Origin of the sequence: Rhizobium sp. SYY.PMSO (assembly GCF_046840415.1) — a bacterium.
Taxonomy (GTDB): Bacteria; Pseudomonadota; Alphaproteobacteria; order Rhizobiales; family Rhizobiaceae; genus Rhizobium.
Genome location: NZ_CP177350.1, coordinates 1,778,988 through 1,797,450, shown reverse-complemented (window position 1 = coordinate 1,797,450; position 18,463 = coordinate 1,778,988). Strand labels below are relative to the sequence as shown.

Sequence of the window (18,463 nt, the reverse complement as noted above, 5' to 3'; positions counted from 1 at the left end):
GTGACCAGACAGAGGACTTAATATAGGCTATAGTCCATATTTCTTTAGCATTGGTCCTGATAATGACCGTCGATCCTCTTGCCGAAATCGTCACTCTGCTACAGCCTGCCGCCCGCTTCTCGAAGCTGGTTGAATGCGCAGGCTCGTGGCGAATTCATCGTGAAGCGACAGGCGAACCATTCTATTGCGCGATCCTGGAGGGGAGTTGTCGCGTTACGTTCGGCGACCAACAATCATTCATCCTTCATGCCGGCGACTTTGTACTCGCGCCAGCAATGCGGAACTTGGTCAACGAGACCATCGATGCGCCGGCCGATCTGCCTGTCATGCTCCCGACACGGGTCGGCGAAGGGCATTTCCGCGTCGGACGCCTGGACGGTCCTGCTGATCTGCGCATGCGGATAGGCCATTGCAGCTTCGGCGCACCGGATTCAGCCCTGCTTGTCTCACTGTTGCCGGATGTCGTTCTTGTTCGCGATCGGCCCCGGCTTGCCACGCTGATGCAATTGGTCGACGAGGAAACGCGCGAGCAGCGAGCAGCACGCGAGATCGTGCTGGAACGGCTTCTTGAGGTGTTGCTGATCGAGGCGCTGCGATCCGGAACGGAAACCACATCCGCACCTGGCCTGGCGCGCGGCTTGGGTGACGAACGCCTGGCGGCCGCGCTTCATGCGATGCATGCCCGCCCCGAGCGTCCCTGGACTGTAGCCGATCTTGCGAACGAAGCGGCACTGTCCCGATCGGCTTTCTTTGCGCGGTTCAACCGCATCGTTGGCCTTCCCCCGATGGAGTATCTGCTGGCCTGGCGCATGGCGCTCGCAAAGCAGCTATTGCGAAATCGGAATCTCGGAGTCGATCAGGTGGCGGAACGCGTAGGCTACGGGTCGGCAAGCACCTTTAGCGTTGCATTTGCGCGACATGCCGGAATGCCGCCGGCTCGATATGCGCGCACGACAGGCTAGGAAAGCGATGATGGACATATAGCCAACTGCCAGCGAGGATCACTCTACAGGCCAGTTTTGGAATAGCAGGTTTGGGCCGGAAGTGGCCATGGTTGGCTGGGAGCCGTACCTTCGCACTTGAGGCAGACGTGCCGAGAGCGGACGTCGAATTCGGGGCCCAGTCGGTCATTCCAAGCAGGCAAAGCCGATATCCGTCATTCAGGAGTTTCAGGTGGATAGCTATTGCAACCATCGAAAATTTGGGCGCTTTGGATTTCGGCGCGCACCTCCACTTCGCCAGGTTTTCAGATACGCGATGGGCTGATGCGCTTGCTCTGACACGGTCGTCAGACAGATTTCTGCGCCGTCATCGGGTCGTCACCCATCAAGGCTTCCTGAAGTTGCTCTCCAAGGGCTCCGGGCCGCTTGCTGGTTCCGCATGCGGGAACTCTGTGATCGGTCCCGTCGTTCTTTTTGCGCGGCCGCATCTTTGCGGGCCGCAGGAGGAGACAGATTTGCCGATCGTTGCCACCGCTGCTTGGTCAATCCCGAAAAAGGTGGCTGGCCGATTTGCCGAGGAAGGAAGCGGCCTGGCCCGATATGCGTCTGTGTTCGACGGCGTGGAGATCAATTCGACCTTCTACAGCCGGCACAAGACATCCACCATCGCGCGGTGGGCCGAGGCCGTGCCGGACAGCTTCCGATTCTCGGTGAAGATGCCCAAGGAGATCACCCATACCCGTGCGATGAGAGAGATCGCCGAGCGGTTCGACATTTTCCTCGCGGACATCGCACCGCTCGGAGAAAAACGTGGCCCGCTGCTATGCCAATTGCCGCCATCGCTGGCGTTCGATGCTGATGCGTTCGAGACTGCATTTAAGGCGATGCGGGATGCAGATACCGGCCCGATCGTCATCGAGGTGCGCCATAAAAGCTGGGCATCCGACGAGGCACTGGTTTTGCTCAAGACATACGCAATCGACCGGGTTCTTGCCGATCCGGCGCCGGTGTGGCCGGTGGAAGATTTCGCAGGCCCGCCACGATACGTCCGTCTACACGGCAAACCGGATATCTACTACTCGAGCTACACCGACGAGGAGATAAGATCGTTCTCGAAACTTCTGGCTGCCGATAGCTGGTGCGTCTTCGACAATACTGCCTCGGGGGCTGCGATAGAAAATGCTTTGACGCTGCTCGAAATGCGATGACGCGTCTTTGAACTGATCGCGGCTGCGTATGGCGCGCTTGAGCCTGTCCAAAAGCAACGGTAGTGGATTATTTACCGGTCGGGATGAAAAGACGACCCGATTCCTTGAAAAGGCGTTTTCAGAGAGGATCGATTCCCGACGAAGCTTAGCGGATCGATATAGGTGCGCCATGCATGCGGGCTCCGCCAGCGGCGATCACGAGGTTGGCAGACGTCATCCGTGTACTGTGCGTCGCGCCGTCCGATGACATTGTCTCGCATATACTGTCAGAGCTGTAGCTTGAACGGTGTCGAATGCCGTCGATATGGACTTCATGAGCCTTCTCCGTTTAAAGCCCATATCCATTCTTCCGGTTCTCGCAGTCCAGCGCAGACGCTTAGATCACCAGTGCCATATATGCCGCTGCCGTCCACGAAAAACCGCCGCCGCCGCAGCCTTCGCCGGTCAGCGGATCGAAATATTCGGCAAAGCCTCTTGCCTCGATTGCCGTCGTCGTCGATTGGCGCAGTGCTTCAGCCTCGTCGAAACGACCGTTGCGCCTCAGTCCATCGATCAAAAGCCAGTTGATGATCGCCCAGGCGGGACCGCGCCAATAGCGCTTTGGCTCCCAGCTTTCGATTCCCGGCTTCGTCGTCGGGAAGCCGACTTTGAGACCCTTGGACCATGCTTGCATTTCCGCGACCATGCTGTCGACCACGGCCTCGTTCAGGTCGAGCGACAGCAGCGGAATAAAGCCGGCCTGTGTCGGCGCTTCGATATCCAGGCCGGAGACGAGGTCGCGGGAGACGAAACGGGAAAGGTCGGGTCGCCACTGTGCAAGGATCGCCTTGCGGGTCTTTTCATTGAAGGCGGCTATTTCGTCGGCGTCTTCGGAGCGGCCGAGCATACCGGCGATGTGTTCGAGATCTTCACCGGCCTTCAGCAGAATCGCCGTCGTCTGGATCTCCGCGACCTTGAACGGTGCCTTCTGCCACTGCTCGGCAGGCTTCCAACCGCGAGCGGCATAGACGTCCACCAGATGTATGAAGCGCTTGTAGTCATCGTCGCGCGGGCGCATCGAGGCGTTCACATGACCCGTATCCTTGCGAATGACGAGCGTGTCGCTTGTCGTCGGCACGCGAGCAAGGGCAATGTCCCATGCCGGCGAGTTGTCGCTGCCGCTTTCCCAAGGGTGAAGCAGGGCGACGAGCCCGGTCCCTTCCGGGTCGCGCGCCGCGTACCACCAGCGATGCCATTTCAATGCAGCCTCGTAGAGCGGCTGGGTGCGCGCGCGGTCGTTCGTCGTCTCGTGCAGCTTGCGCAGCGCGATCGCAAAAACCGGCGGCTGGGTGATGCCGGATGTCGGAATGGAGTGTGAGGTGCGCCAGACATCCGGCCCTGGGAAGTAAGTGTCGCTGGGTTGGTGGAAGACGATATGCGGGATCATCCCGTCCGCCCATTGTCCCTCGACGAGCCTTTCCAGTTCCCGATAGGCCCGATCGGTATCATAGAGTGCGAAGCCCATGGCGACGAAGGCGGAATCCCAGTTCCATTGGAAAGGATAGAGCCTGTCTGCCGGGACCGTATACCCGCCTCGGTCATTGGTGGCGAGAATCCGCTTGGCATGGTCCAGATGCATGTTCATATCGATACTCCAAAGTCTCGGCGTGGGGGCTTGAAGCGCGTCGCGATCTTTCGGCCCGGCTTCCTGCGCCTCAGGTTCTTGGTTTGTCGCATGTCGTCATCGCAAAACTGCAGCACGCTTTTGCGCGGCATGCTTCAGGCTGCGGCGGCAGGGAAGGCTTTGCCGCTGGTGGGAGAAAGCCAGGTGATGCGTTTGCGGTCGAGTTTCAGGCCGATGACGTCGCCGCTCTTCACCGTCTCGAACGCGGGAAGGATGACGCGCGCGGGCTGATCGTGGATCGAGCCGGTCAGCAGCAAATGCGAGCCCATCGGCTCGGCGACGCGGACTTTCATTTCCAGCCCCTGCGGCAGCGTTGCCAGTTCGACAGCTTCGCCGCGGAGGCCGAGGACGATCTCATCGCCGGTTTCCGGAGGTACGGCGAGATGCTCGCCACCGGCTGCGACATGTCCGTCCGAGACCGGCAGCCTGATGAAGTTCATTGGCGGGTTGCCGATGAAGCCGCCGACAAAGCGCGTCGCGGGATGGTTGTAGACGTCGACAGGGCTGCCCACCTGCTCGACACATCCGCCATGCATGACAGCGATCCGGTCCGACAGGCCCATGGCTTCCGTCTGGTCATGGGTAACATAGATGGTTGTCGTTCCGGCCGATTGCAGAACGGTCTTGAGTTCCGCACGCATTTCGAGACGGAGAAGCGCATCGAGATTGGAGAGCGGTTCGTCCATCAGAAGAACCTGCGGTTCGACAGCGAGAGCTCTTGCGACCGCCACGCGCTGGCGCTGGCCGCCCGACAGCTTGCTCGGATAGCGGTCTAGATATTGTTCGATGTGCAGGAGGCCGGCGGCTTTCTCCACCTGCGACTTGACCCTGGCCTGGTCCGCTTTCTGCATGCGCAGTCCGAAGGCTACATTCTCGTAGACGGTCATATGCGGGAAGACCGCATAGTTCTGGAACACCATCGCAAGCCCGCGCTCCCTCGGTGCCAGGCCGACTACCGATCTGTCGCCGATACGGATGTCGCCGGACGAGGCCGTTTCAAGGCCTGCTATGATGCGCAGGAGGGTGGTTTTGCCGCATCCCGACGGCCCGAGCAGCGAGACGAACTCGCCGTCGTTGATCGTCAGGGAAATCTCCTTCAGCGCCTGAAAGGCGCCGAAGCTCTTGCGGATGCGCTCGATGACAATATTGGCCATGGATATGGTCCCGTTATTTGGAAGAAATGCCCCAGATCGCGAAGAGATAGCGTCTCACCGCAAAAATGAAGACAATCGAAGGAAGGATCAGCAGGAGGCCGCCGGCGAAGCGGTAATGCATCGGACTTTCGGAAAGCACCGTCAGCAGATAGGCCGTCAGCGTTCGGTTGCGTACCGTCAATACCGAGGCCGCGAATACCTCGTTCCACGAGATGACGAATGCAAAGACGGCGGTCGCGACAATGCCGGGCAGGGCAAGGGGCGCGACGATCCTGAAGAAGGCCTGCATGCGGGTGCAACCGAACACCCAGGCTGCCTCTTCCAGCTCTTTTGGCACACCGAGAAAAATGCCTTGCGTGACGAGGGCGGCGAAGGGCAGGGCAAGTACGGTGTGGATAAGACCGACGCCGACGATCGTGTCATAGAGGCCGAGCCTGATGAAAGAGACCGTCAGAGGCAGCGCCAGGATTGCGAGCGGGAAAGCGCGCGTCAGCAACACCAGGAGACGATAGCTGTCCTTGCCCCGGAAATTGTAGCGGGCAAGCGCATAACCGGCGGGCGCGCCGAGCAGGATGGATAGCACAACCGTCATTCCGGCCGCGCCGAGCGAGTTCAGAAAAGATCGGAATACGCCCTCGGTCCGCAGGAACAGGATGAAAGGTTCGAGCGAAATGCCGGCCGGCAGGCCGGTCTTTGGCCATAGGTACACACCCTGTCGGCCCCCCAACGCTCCGAGCGCTATCAGGTAGATGGGAACCAGAACCCAGGCACAGAGCGCCGCGATACCGCTCCAGAGCAGCCAGCGACGGGACGCGGCGAAACTTGCCGATGTTGCGGCAGCTCTCGTCGCGGTGGTTTCGGTTTCGGCGCTCATGGCAGACGCTCCGGATCGACCTTGACGGCCTTGAGGTAGACGACGGTCGCGGCAAGCGAGATCAGCATGATCAGGACGGCATAGGCAGCGGCCACGGCATAGTTCTGATTCTGGTTTTGCCAGTTGTAGGCTTCGCCGACGAGGACGGGGAAATTGCGTCCTCCCAGCGCGTAGGCCACGGCGAACACCTCGAAGGCAAGGACCGTGCGCAGGATGAGCGCCGATTGCAGGGCAGGGCGTATCAAGGGCAGCGTTATGCGCCAGAACCGCGTCCATGGCCCGGCTCCGAAGATATCGGCCGCCTCCCGGAATTCCTTCGGAACCTGATTCAGGCCTGCGACGATGATGACCATGACGATTGCCGTACCGCGCCAGACTTCCGCCACGGCGATTGCCAGGAAAAGAGCCATCGGTGTCTGGTAGGACAGCCAGCTCACCGGCCGAGGGATAATTCCGAGGCCGAAGAGCAACGAGTTGAAATAGCCCGTGTTCTGCAGGATCGATAGCCAGACGAGACCGGCGGCAAGGTCCGATATCCCGAGCGGAATTGTCCAGATCCACAGGATCGTCTCGCGCCCGCGCCCGACCTTGGAGACCATCGTCCCCATGGCAAGCGCAAGGGCGATCTGCACCGGTACGACGACGACCGTGAGCAGGAAGGTGTTTTTGATCGAACGCGCGAAGTTGAGGTCCGTCACCATGCGTTCCGCATTTGCGAGCGACGGCGTCCCGTTATCCGAAATCGCCAGCCAGATCGTCTGCAACAATGGCACGGCGAAAAGGAGCGTAAGAAAGACGATGGACGGCATGATGAGGGCATAGGGTATCCAGGATCGATTTTGGGTCACGGTCGGCCACCTCGCACATTGCAGAAGAGAGCTGCCCCGACATTCGCGTCCGTAGCCGGCTCGGCTCGAAAGGCCTCACTCAACTGGACAAGCGCCATCGCTCTGGGCGTCCGGGGCCCAGCAGGGAGCCTTGGCATCGCTCATCAGTTTGGCCAGGGTCGCGCCCTGCGACTTCAGCACATCGTCGATCTGCTCGTTCTGCAGCACGATGCGCTGGAAGGCATCCATATAGACCTTGTTGAACTCTCCGCCCTTATCTCCGAGACCGACCGGCAGAAGCGAAATCAATGCATCCTTGGAGGTTTGCGTCCTGGTCACCGCGCCGGCCAGGAGAGCGACACCCTTGTCCAGGTCCGGAGGCAGCTGCACGTTCAGCGTAGGAAAGAAGCCGAGCTTCGATGCTGTCTCAAGCTGGATCTGCTGGGTGCTGAGATGTTCGATCACCTTGACCGCGCCGTCCCTGTCCGGCGCTCCCTTGGGAATTGCCAGACCGGCGACGACCGGCATGTAGCCGCGCCCCTTCGGACCGGCGGGAGCCGGAAAGACGACATAGTCGTCGGGAGAGGCAGAGATAGCATCCTTCAGACGGGCCACATGATCCCAGGCAACCATGACTTCGCCCGCGGCCAGCGGTTCCTGCATGAAATCGTAGTTGGTGGAATTCGGGTTGACGTAAGCCCAGAGGGCCTTCAGCTTTTCCCACCCGGCCGCTGCATCGGCGTTCTTGAAGGTCCGGACGACACCGCCTGTAAAGGAAGGATAGAAATAGCCCTCGAAATATCTGGACATCAGGCCCTTGGGCCCCGCAGGGAAACCGATCTGCGGCTGGCCTGTGGCGTCCTGCATGTTCTTGCCCCATTCGATCAGCTGGTCGTAGGTCAGTGCATTTATGTCCGCGCCCGCCGGCAGGTATTGCAGGGCTTCCTTTTTCGCGGCCATGACATAGGTCGCCTGCATCCACGGAATATATTGCTGACTTGATTTGCCGAGCTTGCCGAGGTCGAGCAAGGATTGCGGCATGCCCTCGGCGGCGAGTTTTTTGGCGAGATCGTCGAGGGATTCCAACTGGCCCTTGTCGGCGAGCGGGGAAAGCTCGCCATGCAAGGCGCCGACAAGGCTGACGGTATGCTTGCCCGCCTCGCTTTCGGCTTCCATGCGCACGGCGAACTGCGGCGGCTCCTCGACGACATAATCAACCTTGCCCGCATCCTTGAGCAGGTCCTCGCGAACCACCGTCGCTTCTTCGATGGGCCTGAGCTGAGTGGATACGAACACGGTCTGGGCAAGCACTTGCGGCGCATAGGCAAGAGCTGCCGACGCCAGGATTCCGTACATTGCGAAACGCTTCATTTTCTCCTCCTTCTATATGTCCGTGCGCCACGGCTGCAGACTTACGGGACCTTCAGCGGTCGGCAGTGACTGTCGCGATCGACGAACTCGATCGGGTGAAGCTCCTGGAGCTCCTCCGCAAGCTCGCCGCCGATAGCGCGCAACAACAGCGAGGCGAAGCTCGCGCCGAGATTCCGGCTGGCTATGCGCATGGTCGAGAGCGAGGGGCTGGTAAAGGCACCTGTCGGCAGATCGTCGTGACCAACGACACTGATCGTGTCGCCGGCATCGACCTCCCGCAAGGCGCGAAGCGCGCCGATCGCCATTTCATCGGTGGTGCAGACAAGAGCGGTGGGACGAGCGGATCGTGCGAGGAGTTCGAATGTCGCGAGATAGCCGCCTTGTTCCGTTGGCACGCCCTCGGCGTAAAGGTCGGTCTCCAGACCGGCTTCGTCCATTGCGGCCTTCCAGCCCATCCGTCGAACATGGGCGAAATAATAGTCCTGCGGTCCGGCGATCAGGCCGATGCGCCGATGGCCGGCCGCGTGAAAACGTGTGGTCGCGGCGCGGAAGCCGGCAAAGCCGTCGCCGTCGATGAACGGATGCGGCACGAGGCTCTCGGTGCGTCCGTTGGTAACAAAGGGGATGCCGCGCGACTGCAGGAATTCGACCCGCTCGTCCTTGCGCTTGGTACGGACCAGCAGCATCGCATCAACGCGACGGCCGTCGACGAAGCGCCGGCAGATTTCAAGCTCGCTTTCGCCGCGCGGCACCGGAGCGATGACCAGATTGAGGCCGGAGGCGGCAAGGTGCTCTGCGCAGCCCGACAATATGTCGAGGAAGTGGGGAGGCGCGATGTGGCCGGCATCACTCGGCAACGTGACCGCCACCAGCTCAGCGCGTTGCTTGCGTAACCGACGGGCCGAGGCATTGGGGCGATAGCCCGTTTTTTCCGCTGCCTCGCGGACACGATCCCGGGTGGCTGCAGAAACATCCGTATAACCATCTAGCGCACGGGATACCGTAGTGATCGACAGGCCGAGCGACTGGGCAAGCTGTTTTAAATTGGTCACGCCTTTCCTCCGAGGCCGCGGAAAAATTACTGATCCAAAACGTTTTGGTCGTCAAGTCAAAACGTTTTGGATCATTGCGATGCAGCTGCTGCAGCGGTTGGCGCTTGACCGAGACATGTGCCCAAGAAGGAGTGCTCCTGAAAGCCCTACCTGTGACTTCGGAGTATTCTGCGCCGGTCACACCCCATCCTCGGTATGCAAAGCGTTCTCGATCGCAAGAGTAGACCGCGCGAGGAAGCTCAAGCTCCAGGAGGTGCCGGCAAGCGCATAACGATCATGAGGCCGTGAGGATCGTGATCATGAAGATCGAATGTCCCGCCATGACCCTTTGTGATGATCCCATGGGCGATGGAGAGACCGAGTCCGAAACCGCCGCCGCTTATCGTCGATCTTGCTTTATCGGCCTTGAAGAACGGCTGCAGGACGTGTGATTTTAACTCGTCACTAAGCCCGGGGCCGTCATCGGCAACGCGGATGATGACGGCTCCATCCGGATCTTGCGCCAGAAGGACCGCGATATGCGTGGCGTGACGCGAAGCGTTGTCGATGAGATTGGAGACAACGCGTGATATGGCGCGCGGCTTGCAAGCATAGATCAGGCGTCTCGGCCCCTTGAACTCCACCTCGACACCGATGTCCAGGAAATCCGATGTCACCGTCTGCAATAGGCTGGACAGTTCGACCTTTTTTGTGGCCTCAAGCGTACCGTCGAGATAGGCGAGGCTCTCATCGATCATTCCGCCGAGGATTTCGATATCCTTGAGCATCTTGAAACGCAGGTCTTCCGGGTCACAGCGCTCGGCCCGCATACGCAACCGCGTCAACGGGGTGCGCAGGTCATGGCTGATCGATGTCAGCATGGAGGTGCGGGCCTGCATCAGATCCAGCACGCGTTTCCTCATGATATTCAAGGAATATGCCAGGCTCCTTAGTTCCGCCGTTCCTTCCACCGGAAAGGGTTCATCGAGCGCTTCATCGGTCGCGATGCGCTCTGCGGACGCGGCAAATTGGACAATCGGCCTGCCTATCAGCCATGCGCTGACGAAAGCGAGGATTGCCGTAGGAACGAGAATAAGTGTGAGCGTCCCGATAACGGCGGGGAGTATCCATTTGGTCAAGGTGAATGAAGGCAGCCGAAAAACCAGCCCGCGGTTCTCTGCGGTCGCAACGACAAGGCTCGGTTGCTCAAGAGAACGGAAAAACCGGGCCGGCTCCAGAAATAGGTTCGAATCGAGGAGTTCGCGTATGGCCGAAGATAGATCCTGCGCGGATACGGGGTTTGACCTCAACTGCGCAACACTTGCGCGCTCCACGTCGAGGCCGCTTTCCCTGGCCTTCTGCAGTATCTGGTCCTCTTGCGAGGCGCTTGTCGTTGCACGGAAGTCCTCGCTTATCATTCCGATCTGCCCGATGAGGCGTCCGATCTCTATTCCCTTATCAAAGCGGCCGCGCAGCAGTGGCTCTGTGATAGCACCTATCGTCGTCACGATGACTGCAAGCACGATAGTCAACACTGCAATTTGCGTTCGCACAGAGGTGCGGCGGAGTGCTTTCACGGCAGCCTGCCCACCTTGGCTGCGAACATGTAGCCTCCAAGGCGCACTGTCTTGATGAGTGAGGGCTCTTTGAGGTTGGGTTCGATTTTTTGCCGCAGCCGGCTGATATGGGCGTCGACGCTGCGTTCGACCGGGCCTGCCGAGCCGGCATGGGTCATCGAAAGCAACTGCTCGCGGGTGAGGATTCGGTTTGGATTCTGGCAAAAGGCCAGGAGCAGGTCAAATTCCGCTGTCGTCATCACGACTTCGGCGCCTTCGGGATCAATCACCTGCCTAGTCTTGGGATCGATCGTCCAGTCGGCGAACGTAAGCGGTTTACTCGGATCGTCCCCAGCCGGTTCGCCTCCATAAGAGGCCCTGCGCAACAAGGCTTTAACGCGGGCCATCAACTCCCGCGAATTGAAAGGCTTTGTTACATAGTCATCGGCTCCGAGCTCCAGTCCGATGATGCGGTCGATTTCGTCGCGTAGCGCCGTCAGCATGAGGATCGGCATCGGCCCTGCCGCGCGCAGGCGCCTGCAAATACTGAAGCCGTCTTCGCCGGGAAGCATTCCGTCGAGAATGATGAGGTCAAAGCGGCGTTGCTGCAGGGCCTCGTCCATGGCTCCGCCGCTGATGACCGACGTGGCCTCGAATCCGTTGTCGCGGGCAAGCTCGATCAGCATCGAAGCGATTTCCTCATCGTCTTCCACAACGAGAAGATGAGGTGAGTCATTCGTCCCACCTTTGGTGGCCATGCCGAGTTCCTTGCGAAAATCCAATGCTACGCTCAACTCTATTCGTCTCTCGTCCTGTGGTACATGGTTGATATTTTACTGATTTCGAAACGCTCGGACCTTACCAAAGGCCAATACAGCACGGTGTTGAGTTATATTATAAAATGTTGCGGAGAGTGCAGTGTGTCCGCAGGGCCCGACGCCCTCGGGTCCGCGTTCATGCAGCCACACAGCTAAGGCGCCTTTTCCGGACGCGTGCAGTCACCGAGGCAGTCTGAAGCTTGTCTGAAACCTCTCGCAAGAGATTGGCGAAATCCGCGTGTGAGGTGCCATCGGCCTCCAGGACCCGATGGATCAAGGGATCATGCAGCATTTCCTCAATTGTCATGTCCTTATTGCACATGCTTGTCTCCTTTCGGTTCATACAAACTATGGGCGACCGAAATCGCGTTTGCGTGACGAAAATCTGGCGAATCTGCGATGAGTTGTTCCCTTATTGTTGATTTGCGCTGAGAGTTGACCCGGGATTTGCACTGAGAAGTGACCCGCCTTTAGATATCGTTTGTGTTGGTCGTGGTGGTCAAGTTCCGCCGTTTCTCCTTTGTCGGTTTGGGTTCATGAGCAGAGCTGTTCTTGAAGCGGAAGCTGTCGTTTCCGGTCTCAAGGATGTGGCAATGATGAGTGAGCCGGTCGAGTAGCGCGGTTGTCATCTTGGCATCGCCAAAGACGCTGGCCCATTCGCTGAAGCTGAGGTTGGTCGTGATGATAACGCTGGTGCGCTCATAAAGCTTGCTCAGCAGATGGAAGAGCAGCGCGCCACCTGAAGCGCTGAACGGCAGGTATCCCAGTTCGTCGAGGATCACGAGATCGGAATGGACAAGGCGATTGGCGATCTGCCCGGAGCGACCTTGTGCCTTTTCCTGTTCCAGTGCGTTGACCAGTTCGACGGTCGAGAAGAACCGAACCCGCTTGTGGTGATGCTCGATGGCCTGGACACCGATCGCCGTGGCAATGTGCGTCTTGCCCGTGCCGGGGCCGCCAACCAGAACAATGTTGTTGGCGTCATCGAGGAATTCGCAGCGGTGGAGCTGTTGCACTAGCGCTTCGTTGATCTCGCTGCTGGCGAAGTCGAAGCCGTTCAGATCGCGGTAAGCAGGAAAGCGTGCGATCTTGAGCTGGTAGGCCGTCGATCGCACCTCCCGTTCAGCCGTTTCCGCTTTCAGAAGCTGTGACAGGATCGGAATGGCAGCTTCAAACGCCGGTGCTCCCTGTTCTGTTAGTTCTCCGACGGCTTGAGCCATGCCGTGCATCTTCAATTGCCGTAGCATGATGACAATCGCACCGCTCGCCGGGTTATGACGCATGACGAACCTCCGTCTTTCTCAAGGTGTCGTAGCGTTCGACATTGGCCCTAGGCTCATTGGTGAGCACCAGTGCCTGGGGTGCGTCGAGCGTCGGCGGCGTGAAGGATTTGCCATCGACAAGGCGATGCAGCAGATTCAACACGTGGGTCTTGGTCGGAACCCCGGACTTCAGCGCCATGTCAACAGCCGACAGGACTGCTTGCTCATCGTGCTGAAGAACAAGCGCCAGGATATCGACCATCTCCCTGTCTCCACCCGGCTTCTTGAGCAGGTGTTGCTGCAGGTTCTTGAATGCGTCCGGTAGCTCGGCGAACGGAGCACCATTGCGAAGAGCGCCTGGTTTGCGCTGTACGACAGCCAGATAGTGCCGCCAGTCGTAGATAGTCTGTCCCGGGCGGTCATAGGAGCGATCGATGACGCGGTGATGCTCGCAGACGATCTGACCTTCCGCTGCGATAACGACACGATCCGGATAGACCCGAAGGCTTACCGGGCGATTGGCGAAAGAGGCCGGGACGCTGTAGCGGTTGCGCTCAAGATGCACGAGGCAGGTCGGCGTGACACGCTTTGTATATTCGACAAAACCATCGAACGACCTGGAAACAGGCATGAGAGCCAGAGCCTCCTCAGCCCAGATGTCGGCAATGGTGCCGCGCACCTGACCATGTGGTGTCTTTGCCCAGAACTCCTTGCATCGAAGCTCAAGCCAATCATTCAGGGCTTCCAATGATGGAAAGCGCGGGATCGGTTGAAAGAAGCGATGACGCGCATCCTGAACGTTCTTCTCGACTTGCCCCTTCTCCCAACCTGAAGCCGGATTGCAGAACTCCGGCTCGAACAGGTAGTGGCTGGCCATCGCCATGAAGCGGACGTTGACGTCACGCTCTTTTCCACGGCCAACCTTGTCGATCGCTGTGCGCATGTTGTCGTAGATGCCACGGCCAGGAATTCCACCGAAGACGCGGAATGCATGATTGTGCGCGTCGAACAGCATCTCGTGGGTCTGCAGCAGGTAGGCCCGGACGATAAAGGCACGGCTGTAGCTCAGCTTCGTATGTGCCACCTGCAGCTTGGTGCGCTCATTGCCGATGATGGCCCAATCCTCAGACCAGTCGAACTGGAACGCCTCACCCGGTTCAAATGCCAGGGGGACAAACGTGCCACGTCCTGTCGTCTGGAGTTCTCTCTGTCGGTCCGATTTCCATTCTCGAGCAAAGGCTGCAACGCGGCAGTAGGAACCGTCATAGCCGAGGCTCACCAGATCAGAATGCAATTGCTTCATTGTCCGCTTCTGCTTGCGGCTCTTTTTCGATTCCGTCTTCAGCCAGGCTGATAGCCGATCCGCGAATGGATCAAGCTTGCTCGGCCGCTCCGGAACATTGAACTTCGGCTCAACACCGCCGGCACGCAGATATTTGCGGATGGTATTCCGGGATAAGCCCGTCCTGCGGCATATCTCCCGGATCGATAGCTGATCCCGAAAATGCCAGCGTCGGATTACGCTCAGTAACGCCATGTCGATCACTCCAGAGCCCCCGCTGAAACCACAGGGGATGATTGAAACATGGGTCAACTCTCAGTGATATTTTCCCGCAGTCCCGGGTCAGCTCTCAGCGCAAATCAACACCCTTATGTTGTGTGTTGTTTGCAGCCGGCATCCTCCGGGTCTGGGTTTTCCGCAGTCCAATTCTCTGGAAATCCTCAGGCATTGCGTCCTATGAGTCATGTCGCGTTGCGGTGAACGTGACGCCCTGGAGAAAGGCCGGTTTTTCAAACGTCGTTGGAGGCTCTCTGCCGTGATTGCGTTTCCAGTCGTCGATCAGCGGTTGGATATCGATGATGGGAAGCAAGCAATAAGCTCGTACCTGTTCGACGAGGGGAGATGTCGTCACGATCGCGGTGAAGTGCTGAGTTAAGATCGCATTTTCGAACTCGCATGTTGTCAATGCGTGAAACACGGTCAACCCCTCGGCCTCAAGTTCTCTTTGAAGAAGTTTGACCGGTAACTGGGCCGGCAAATAGAGGCAGATACGGCAGATCTTCGGTAACGCGATAAGGTTGAACATAATTGTCTCCTTTCGTTGTCGACGTCGTAACGCGCCCGAGCCTTGCATTGCGTTGTATTTTGTTGCTTTTTGTTGGCCTGCCGTGCCGGGCGATTAACCGGATTGATCGCAACAAAAACATATAAAACCGAACACACCGAAAAAATTGGCTGTTCTAGTCTTCATCATCAATGCGATGAGGATCCAGATCATGTCTCTTGAGACAGCCGACAGGAAGATACTTGTATTTCTGCCGCAGCCGGCAGCCCGGTCAATCGTCATTCGCCTCGGCCAGCACGGTTACGCCGCCGTTGCGATGTCCACGATACCGGACGTGTTCGAGGCCCTCCGGGCGAATGAATTTATTTTCGCGGTCACCACGAGGCCGGATATCACCCTTCTAAGGAACATTCGCGCCATTCCGGTGATCAATCTGGAGATATTCTTCCATGCTGGACCCACCGATAATGGCTCCGTATCGGGCAAAAACGCTTCGACGGGAAAGCATTCATAGATCGGGTCGAGTTCCTGTCCCGACCGACGCCGTCTCAATCAAACGATGACCAGGCTTCGGACCCGCAATCCGTCCCTCACAAGGAAGGCGCCGTATCGCGATGGTGGACCAGAGTGATGGCACCGTGGCGCCAAGCACGTCACGGTGTCGCGCTACCAGACGTCCGGACATGACCGGCGGGCAGGGTTCAGGTGGGTTGTTGCCGGGTCTCGCCCGCCTCCCGTTTGAAGCAAGTCGTGATGTGGACCCTAACGCCAGTAGCAATGATCGACGCGATTGGCATCGAACCATGAGGATCGTCCTTCCCAGGCAGGAAGGGCTGTTTCTAGGAGGCTGTCTGATGACATTCTGGCTGATGGGCGTTGCGGCGTGGAGCGGTTACGCCCTCCTGGGGCTCTTCTTGCTGGTCGCTGCGGCGCGAGCCATTCGTCAACTCGTCGGTGCGGTTGCCCACCGGCTGCCGCGGCGCTCACAACTTAGGCATTACCTCCTCATCGGCACGTCGGTAGTGTTTTTCGGCATGCTCGTCTTGAGGGGCTGCTATCTCGCGGCAGTCATCGTGGACAATCGATTGGGCTCCGGCCCATTCAAGATCAGTCAAAATTGGCGAGGTAGCGCCAGCCCGGTCGAACACGACGCGACGCAGGCCGCACATTTCTGAACATAACCGAAAACACAGCAACGCAACCGGCATCTGTTGTCTATTCATGCAGCATCCGCATTCCAGCGACTGCCCGCCCAATTGGAGAAACGACTTGAAAGCAGTCTTGAAAAACTTGATCGCATGCATCCTTATCGGATCGACAGTCGCCGGTTGTGCGACGGCCGATCCGCTCGCTTATTCACAGTTGGCTTCCGCGGCATATCTTCAGCCGAACCCAGGTGACCGAAGCGGACGGATGCCTTATCGCTATAACGGAAATATTGACTGGAAACTGTATGACAAGGCGATAGTCGATCCGGTCGCCATTTATCGCGGTCGCGATAATCAATTCGTTGACGTGAGCGAGCAAGAGAAAAGCGAGCTGGCAAACTACTGCAGACGCGCTTCTCACAAAGCCTCAGCCGCCGCTTTGCGATTGTTAACGCACCGATGCCGGGCACGGTTCGAATTGACCTGACGCTCGCGGGTGCGAGGAAGACGACACCGGTTCTCGGGCCTTTCTCGCACATCGATGTTGGCGGCGGCGTCTACAACGCAGTTCAGGCGGCACGGGGCAAGGAAGGCTCCATGACGGGATCCGTGTCCTATGCGGTCGAAATCCACGACGCCAGCAGCAATCGCCTGCTTTCTGCCTTCGTTGCCAAACAATATCCAGGTGCGATGAACATTGGCGCTAGCTTCGGCGCTCTTAAAGCATCGAAAGTCGCCATAGACAAAGGTGCCGATTCGCTTCTCACGCAATTCCGGTGACGGCGCATATCCAAGACAGAAGATAAACGTGTCAGGCTCCTCCCATGGGCAGTCGACCGGCGGACACGCCCTTCCATGCAATACCATTTTCCGCGCTGAAGGAGTGTGGCAGCACCGTCATGTCATTGACCTGACGCCTGTCGGAAAGCAACCCCGACAGGATCTTTCATCAGTCGTGCTTGGTGCCGGGATGCTGACTGTTTAGCCCCGGAGCTCATCGGACGCTATCGATAGCGGGAATAATCGGCCGTGGCAGGCCGGACACGTCGGCAACTTGGCGGTAGGCCGGAACGGGCTTGGCGTCGCACCCGACAATAAAAAAAGGGCCCCGAAGGGCCCCCTGATTGCGCAAAGCAAAAAATCAGCGCTGGAGATTGACGAGCACGTCCAGCAGGTCGGAGCCGGTCTGGAACACCTTGGAGTTGGCCGTGTAGCTCTTCTGGGCCTGGATCATGTCCGTCAGCTGGCCGGCCAGGTCGACATTCGATGCTTCCAGCGAGTTCGACTGGATGTAGCCGAGACCGTTGCTGTTGGCGAAACTGGTGACGGTAACGCCGGAGTCGCCATTGGCCTGATAGACGTTGCCGCTGAGGAGCGTCAGCTTGTCCGGGCTTGCGACCGTCGCCAGCGGGATCTGATAGATCGCTTTGGGATCGCCGGTCTTGTAGTTTGCATAGACGACGCCGTCCTTGTCGATGGTGACGCCTGTGACCGGGCTTGCCGCCTGTCCATCGGTCGATCCTTTCGAGCTGAAGTCGGTCGCCTTCTGCGTCATCTGGCTCAGATCCATTGCGATCGAACCACCGGTCTTGGCATCGGTAACGGTGAAGTTTCCGCCGCTTGTCAGATTTCCGTTCGAATCGAACGTCAAGGTGCTGGTGGCGAGCGGGCCGGAGGAATAGGGGAAGGAACTGCTGCCGGACGTACTGGCATCGGCGTTGCGATAGACGCTCACTTCCCACTGATCCGTCGTAGGAGGCGTTGCCGTCGCATCGGCGGCCTGCGTCTTGGTATAGTAGATGTCGTACATGACGGTGTTGCCAAGCTTGTCGTAGGCGACGACCGAGCTTTTCTGCGTATCGGCTGTCGTGGTCGACTGGTTCGCACTGGGAAGTGTCTCGGTCGAACTCGGCACGACAACCGTCGCATTCGAATTGAGGTTGCCGGTAAAGCTGCCCGAAGTCGATGCCGAGCTGGCAAGGCCGTTCTGGTTGACGTTGATCGGCACCAGGCCGTCGAAACCGTTGACGACGACGGCAGGCGCTCCCGATTGATAGGAATAGCCCATCAGGGTATAGCCGGCGGAATTCACGAGATTGCCGTTGGCATCGGGGACGAAATCGCCCGCCCGCGTCAAAACCGTCTTGCCGTCGGCGCCTTGCACCACGAAGAAGCCGGCGCCCTGGATAGACAGATCGCTGCTCGACGACGTCGAGACGGTATCGCCCTGCTGGGAGACCGAATAGCTGACACTCGTTTCGACGCTGCCGGAATTGTAATTCCCACCGCCAGAGGCCAGGATCAACGACGAAAAGCTGGTGCTTGCCGACTTGTAGGCCGTTGTGTTGACGTTCGCGATGTTGTCCGACACGGTGCTAAGCTTATTTGCCTGCGCATTCATGCCTGAAACTGCTGTTTTCATGCTACCAAAGATGCTCATTGGTTCCTCGCACGTTGCTGATGCCGATACGATAACCAGAGTGACTTGTGTGAAACTGGCTTTTTCCTGTGCAGCAAAGTCGAGAAAAGCTCCTGCCGCGCCCA

General features: G+C 58.7%; 16 protein-coding genes and 1 pseudogene. 5 read left to right on the top strand and 12 right to left on the bottom strand.

Going from position 1 to position 18,463, the window contains the following annotated elements; all coding sequences use genetic code 11:
- Positions 1-62: 62 nt before the first annotated feature.
- Together ACJJVH_RS26505 and ACJJVH_RS26500 are read left to right on the top strand one after the other, a co-directional pair.
- Positions 63-962 (top strand): AraC family transcriptional regulator, encoded by a 900-nt coding sequence (locus ACJJVH_RS26505; protein WP_113394263.1) that lies wholly within the window; start codon positions 63-65, stop codon positions 960-962.
- Positions 963-1,456: 494 nt separating this feature from the next.
- Positions 1,457-2,149 (top strand): DUF72 domain-containing protein, encoded by a 693-nt coding sequence (locus ACJJVH_RS26500; RefSeq protein ID WP_113393401.1) that lies wholly within the window; start codon positions 1,457-1,459, stop codon positions 2,147-2,149.
- 376 nt (positions 2,150-2,525) lie between these two features.
- Here the strand turns inward: ACJJVH_RS26500 and ACJJVH_RS26495 are convergent, their stop codons facing one another.
- The 11 genes from ACJJVH_RS26495 to ACJJVH_RS26445 form a co-directional block, all read right to left on the bottom strand.
- Positions 2,526-3,773 (bottom strand): MGH1-like glycoside hydrolase domain-containing protein, encoded by a 1,248-nt coding sequence (locus ACJJVH_RS26495; RefSeq protein WP_412065578.1) that lies wholly within the window; start codon positions 3,771-3,773, stop codon positions 2,526-2,528.
- 134 nt (positions 3,774-3,907) lie between these two features.
- The gene (locus tag ACJJVH_RS26490) at positions 3,908-4,966 is read right to left on the bottom strand and encodes an ABC transporter ATP-binding protein (RefSeq protein ID WP_113384203.1); all 1,059 of its coding nucleotides are present in this window, start codon (positions 4,964-4,966) and stop codon (positions 3,908-3,910) included.
- A 13-nt stretch (positions 4,967-4,979) separates the two neighbouring features.
- On the bottom strand, positions 4,980-5,840 hold the full coding sequence (locus tag ACJJVH_RS26485) for a carbohydrate ABC transporter permease (RefSeq protein ID WP_113503139.1): 861 nt from the start codon (positions 5,838-5,840) through the stop codon (positions 4,980-4,982).
- Positions 5,837-6,688, bottom strand: a complete 852-nt coding sequence (locus ACJJVH_RS26480) for a carbohydrate ABC transporter permease (RefSeq protein ID WP_113393265.1) — start codon at positions 6,686-6,688, stop codon at positions 5,837-5,839. The genes ACJJVH_RS26485 and ACJJVH_RS26480 overlap by 4 nt, the downstream gene beginning before the upstream one ends.
- Positions 6,689-6,763: 75 nt before the next feature.
- A complete protein-coding gene (locus ACJJVH_RS26475) occupies positions 6,764-8,038 on the bottom strand; it encodes an extracellular solute-binding protein (protein WP_113393264.1) in 1,275 nt (424 codons plus the stop codon).
- 41 nt (positions 8,039-8,079) lie between these two features.
- Complete coding sequence (locus ACJJVH_RS26470) at positions 8,080-9,090, bottom strand: LacI family DNA-binding transcriptional regulator (protein WP_412065577.1); 1,011 nt, start codon at positions 9,088-9,090, stop codon at positions 8,080-8,082.
- Between the two features lie 239 nt (positions 9,091-9,329).
- Positions 9,330-10,646: an ATP-binding protein gene (locus ACJJVH_RS26465; protein ID WP_412065576.1), complete on the bottom strand. Its 1,317-nt coding sequence runs from the start codon at positions 10,644-10,646 to the stop codon at positions 9,330-9,332.
- Entirely contained in the window at positions 10,643-11,383 is a 741-nt protein-coding gene (locus tag ACJJVH_RS26460) for a response regulator (protein ID WP_412065575.1), read from the bottom strand. Before ACJJVH_RS26460 ends, ACJJVH_RS26465 begins: the two co-directional genes overlap by 4 nt.
- A 530-nt stretch (positions 11,384-11,913) precedes the next feature.
- Positions 11,914-12,726, bottom strand: a complete 813-nt coding sequence (istB, locus tag ACJJVH_RS26455) for an IS21-like element helper ATPase IstB (RefSeq protein WP_113386066.1) — start codon at positions 12,724-12,726, stop codon at positions 11,914-11,916.
- A complete protein-coding gene (gene istA / locus ACJJVH_RS26450) occupies positions 12,716-14,242 on the bottom strand; it encodes an IS21 family transposase (protein WP_412065574.1) in 1,527 nt (508 codons plus the stop codon). The genes istB and istA overlap by 11 nt, the downstream gene beginning before the upstream one ends.
- 199 nt (positions 14,243-14,441) lie before the next feature.
- The gene (locus tag ACJJVH_RS26445) at positions 14,442-14,792 is read right to left on the bottom strand and encodes a hypothetical protein (RefSeq protein ID WP_412065573.1); all 351 of its coding nucleotides are present in this window, start codon (positions 14,790-14,792) and stop codon (positions 14,442-14,444) included.
- A gap of 145 nt (positions 14,793-14,937) precedes the next feature.
- Here ACJJVH_RS26445 and ACJJVH_RS26440 point away from each other — a divergent pair, with 145 nt between their 5' ends.
- From ACJJVH_RS26440 to ACJJVH_RS26430, 3 genes and pseudogenes are all read left to right on the top strand, one after another.
- Positions 14,938-15,285, top strand: coding sequence for a hypothetical protein (locus ACJJVH_RS26440; RefSeq protein ID WP_412065572.1), 348 nt, complete (start codon positions 14,938-14,940; stop codon positions 15,283-15,285).
- A 340-nt stretch (positions 15,286-15,625) separates the two neighbouring features.
- Positions 15,626-15,946 (top strand): hypothetical protein, encoded by a 321-nt coding sequence (locus ACJJVH_RS26435; protein WP_412065571.1) that lies wholly within the window; start codon positions 15,626-15,628, stop codon positions 15,944-15,946.
- 46 nt (positions 15,947-15,992) lie between these two features.
- Positions 15,993-16,699 (top strand): annotated as a pseudogene (locus ACJJVH_RS26430) (DUF3313 domain-containing protein).
- Between the two features lie 361 nt (positions 16,700-17,060).
- Here ACJJVH_RS26430 and ACJJVH_RS26425 read toward each other — a convergent pair.
- Positions 17,061-18,359, bottom strand: a complete 1,299-nt coding sequence (locus ACJJVH_RS26425; RefSeq protein ID WP_112798938.1) for a flagellar hook protein FlgE — start codon at positions 18,357-18,359, stop codon at positions 17,061-17,063.
- Between the last annotated feature and the right edge of the window lie 104 nt (positions 18,360-18,463).

Excerpts from the sequence above, each read along its gene's own strand:
- ACJJVH_RS26445 (WP_412065573.1), bottom strand. The coding sequence starts at position 14,792 with ATGTTCAACCTTATCGCGTTACCGAAGATCTGCCGTATCTGCCTCTAT.
- ACJJVH_RS26435 (WP_412065571.1), top strand. The coding sequence starts at position 15,626 with ATGACATTCTGGCTGATGGGCGTTGCGGCGTGGAGCGGTTACGCCCTC.
- ACJJVH_RS26425 (WP_112798938.1), bottom strand. The coding sequence starts at position 18,359 with ATGAGCATCTTTGGTAGCATGAAAACAGCAGTTTCAGGCATGAATGCG.
- ACJJVH_RS26460 (WP_412065575.1), bottom strand. The coding sequence starts at position 11,383 with ATGGCCACCAAAGGTGGGACGAATGACTCACCTCATCTTCTCGTTGTG.
- istB (WP_113386066.1), bottom strand. The coding sequence starts at position 12,726 with ATGCGTCATAACCCGGCGAGCGGTGCGATTGTCATCATGCTACGGCAA.
- ACJJVH_RS26505 (WP_113394263.1), top strand. The coding sequence starts at position 63 with ATGACCGTCGATCCTCTTGCCGAAATCGTCACTCTGCTACAGCCTGCC.
- ACJJVH_RS26485 (WP_113503139.1), bottom strand. The coding sequence starts at position 5,840 with ATGAGCGCCGAAACCGAAACCACCGCGACGAGAGCTGCCGCAACATCG.
- istA (WP_412065574.1), bottom strand. The coding sequence starts at position 14,242 with ATGGCGTTACTGAGCGTAATCCGACGCTGGCATTTTCGGGATCAGCTA.
- ACJJVH_RS26490 (WP_113384203.1), bottom strand. The coding sequence starts at position 4,966 with ATGGCCAATATTGTCATCGAGCGCATCCGCAAGAGCTTCGGCGCCTTT.
- ACJJVH_RS26495 (WP_412065578.1), bottom strand. The coding sequence starts at position 3,773 with ATGAACATGCATCTGGACCATGCCAAGCGGATTCTCGCCACCAATGAC.
- ACJJVH_RS26475 (WP_113393264.1), bottom strand. The coding sequence starts at position 8,038 with ATGAAGCGTTTCGCAATGTACGGAATCCTGGCGTCGGCAGCTCTTGCC.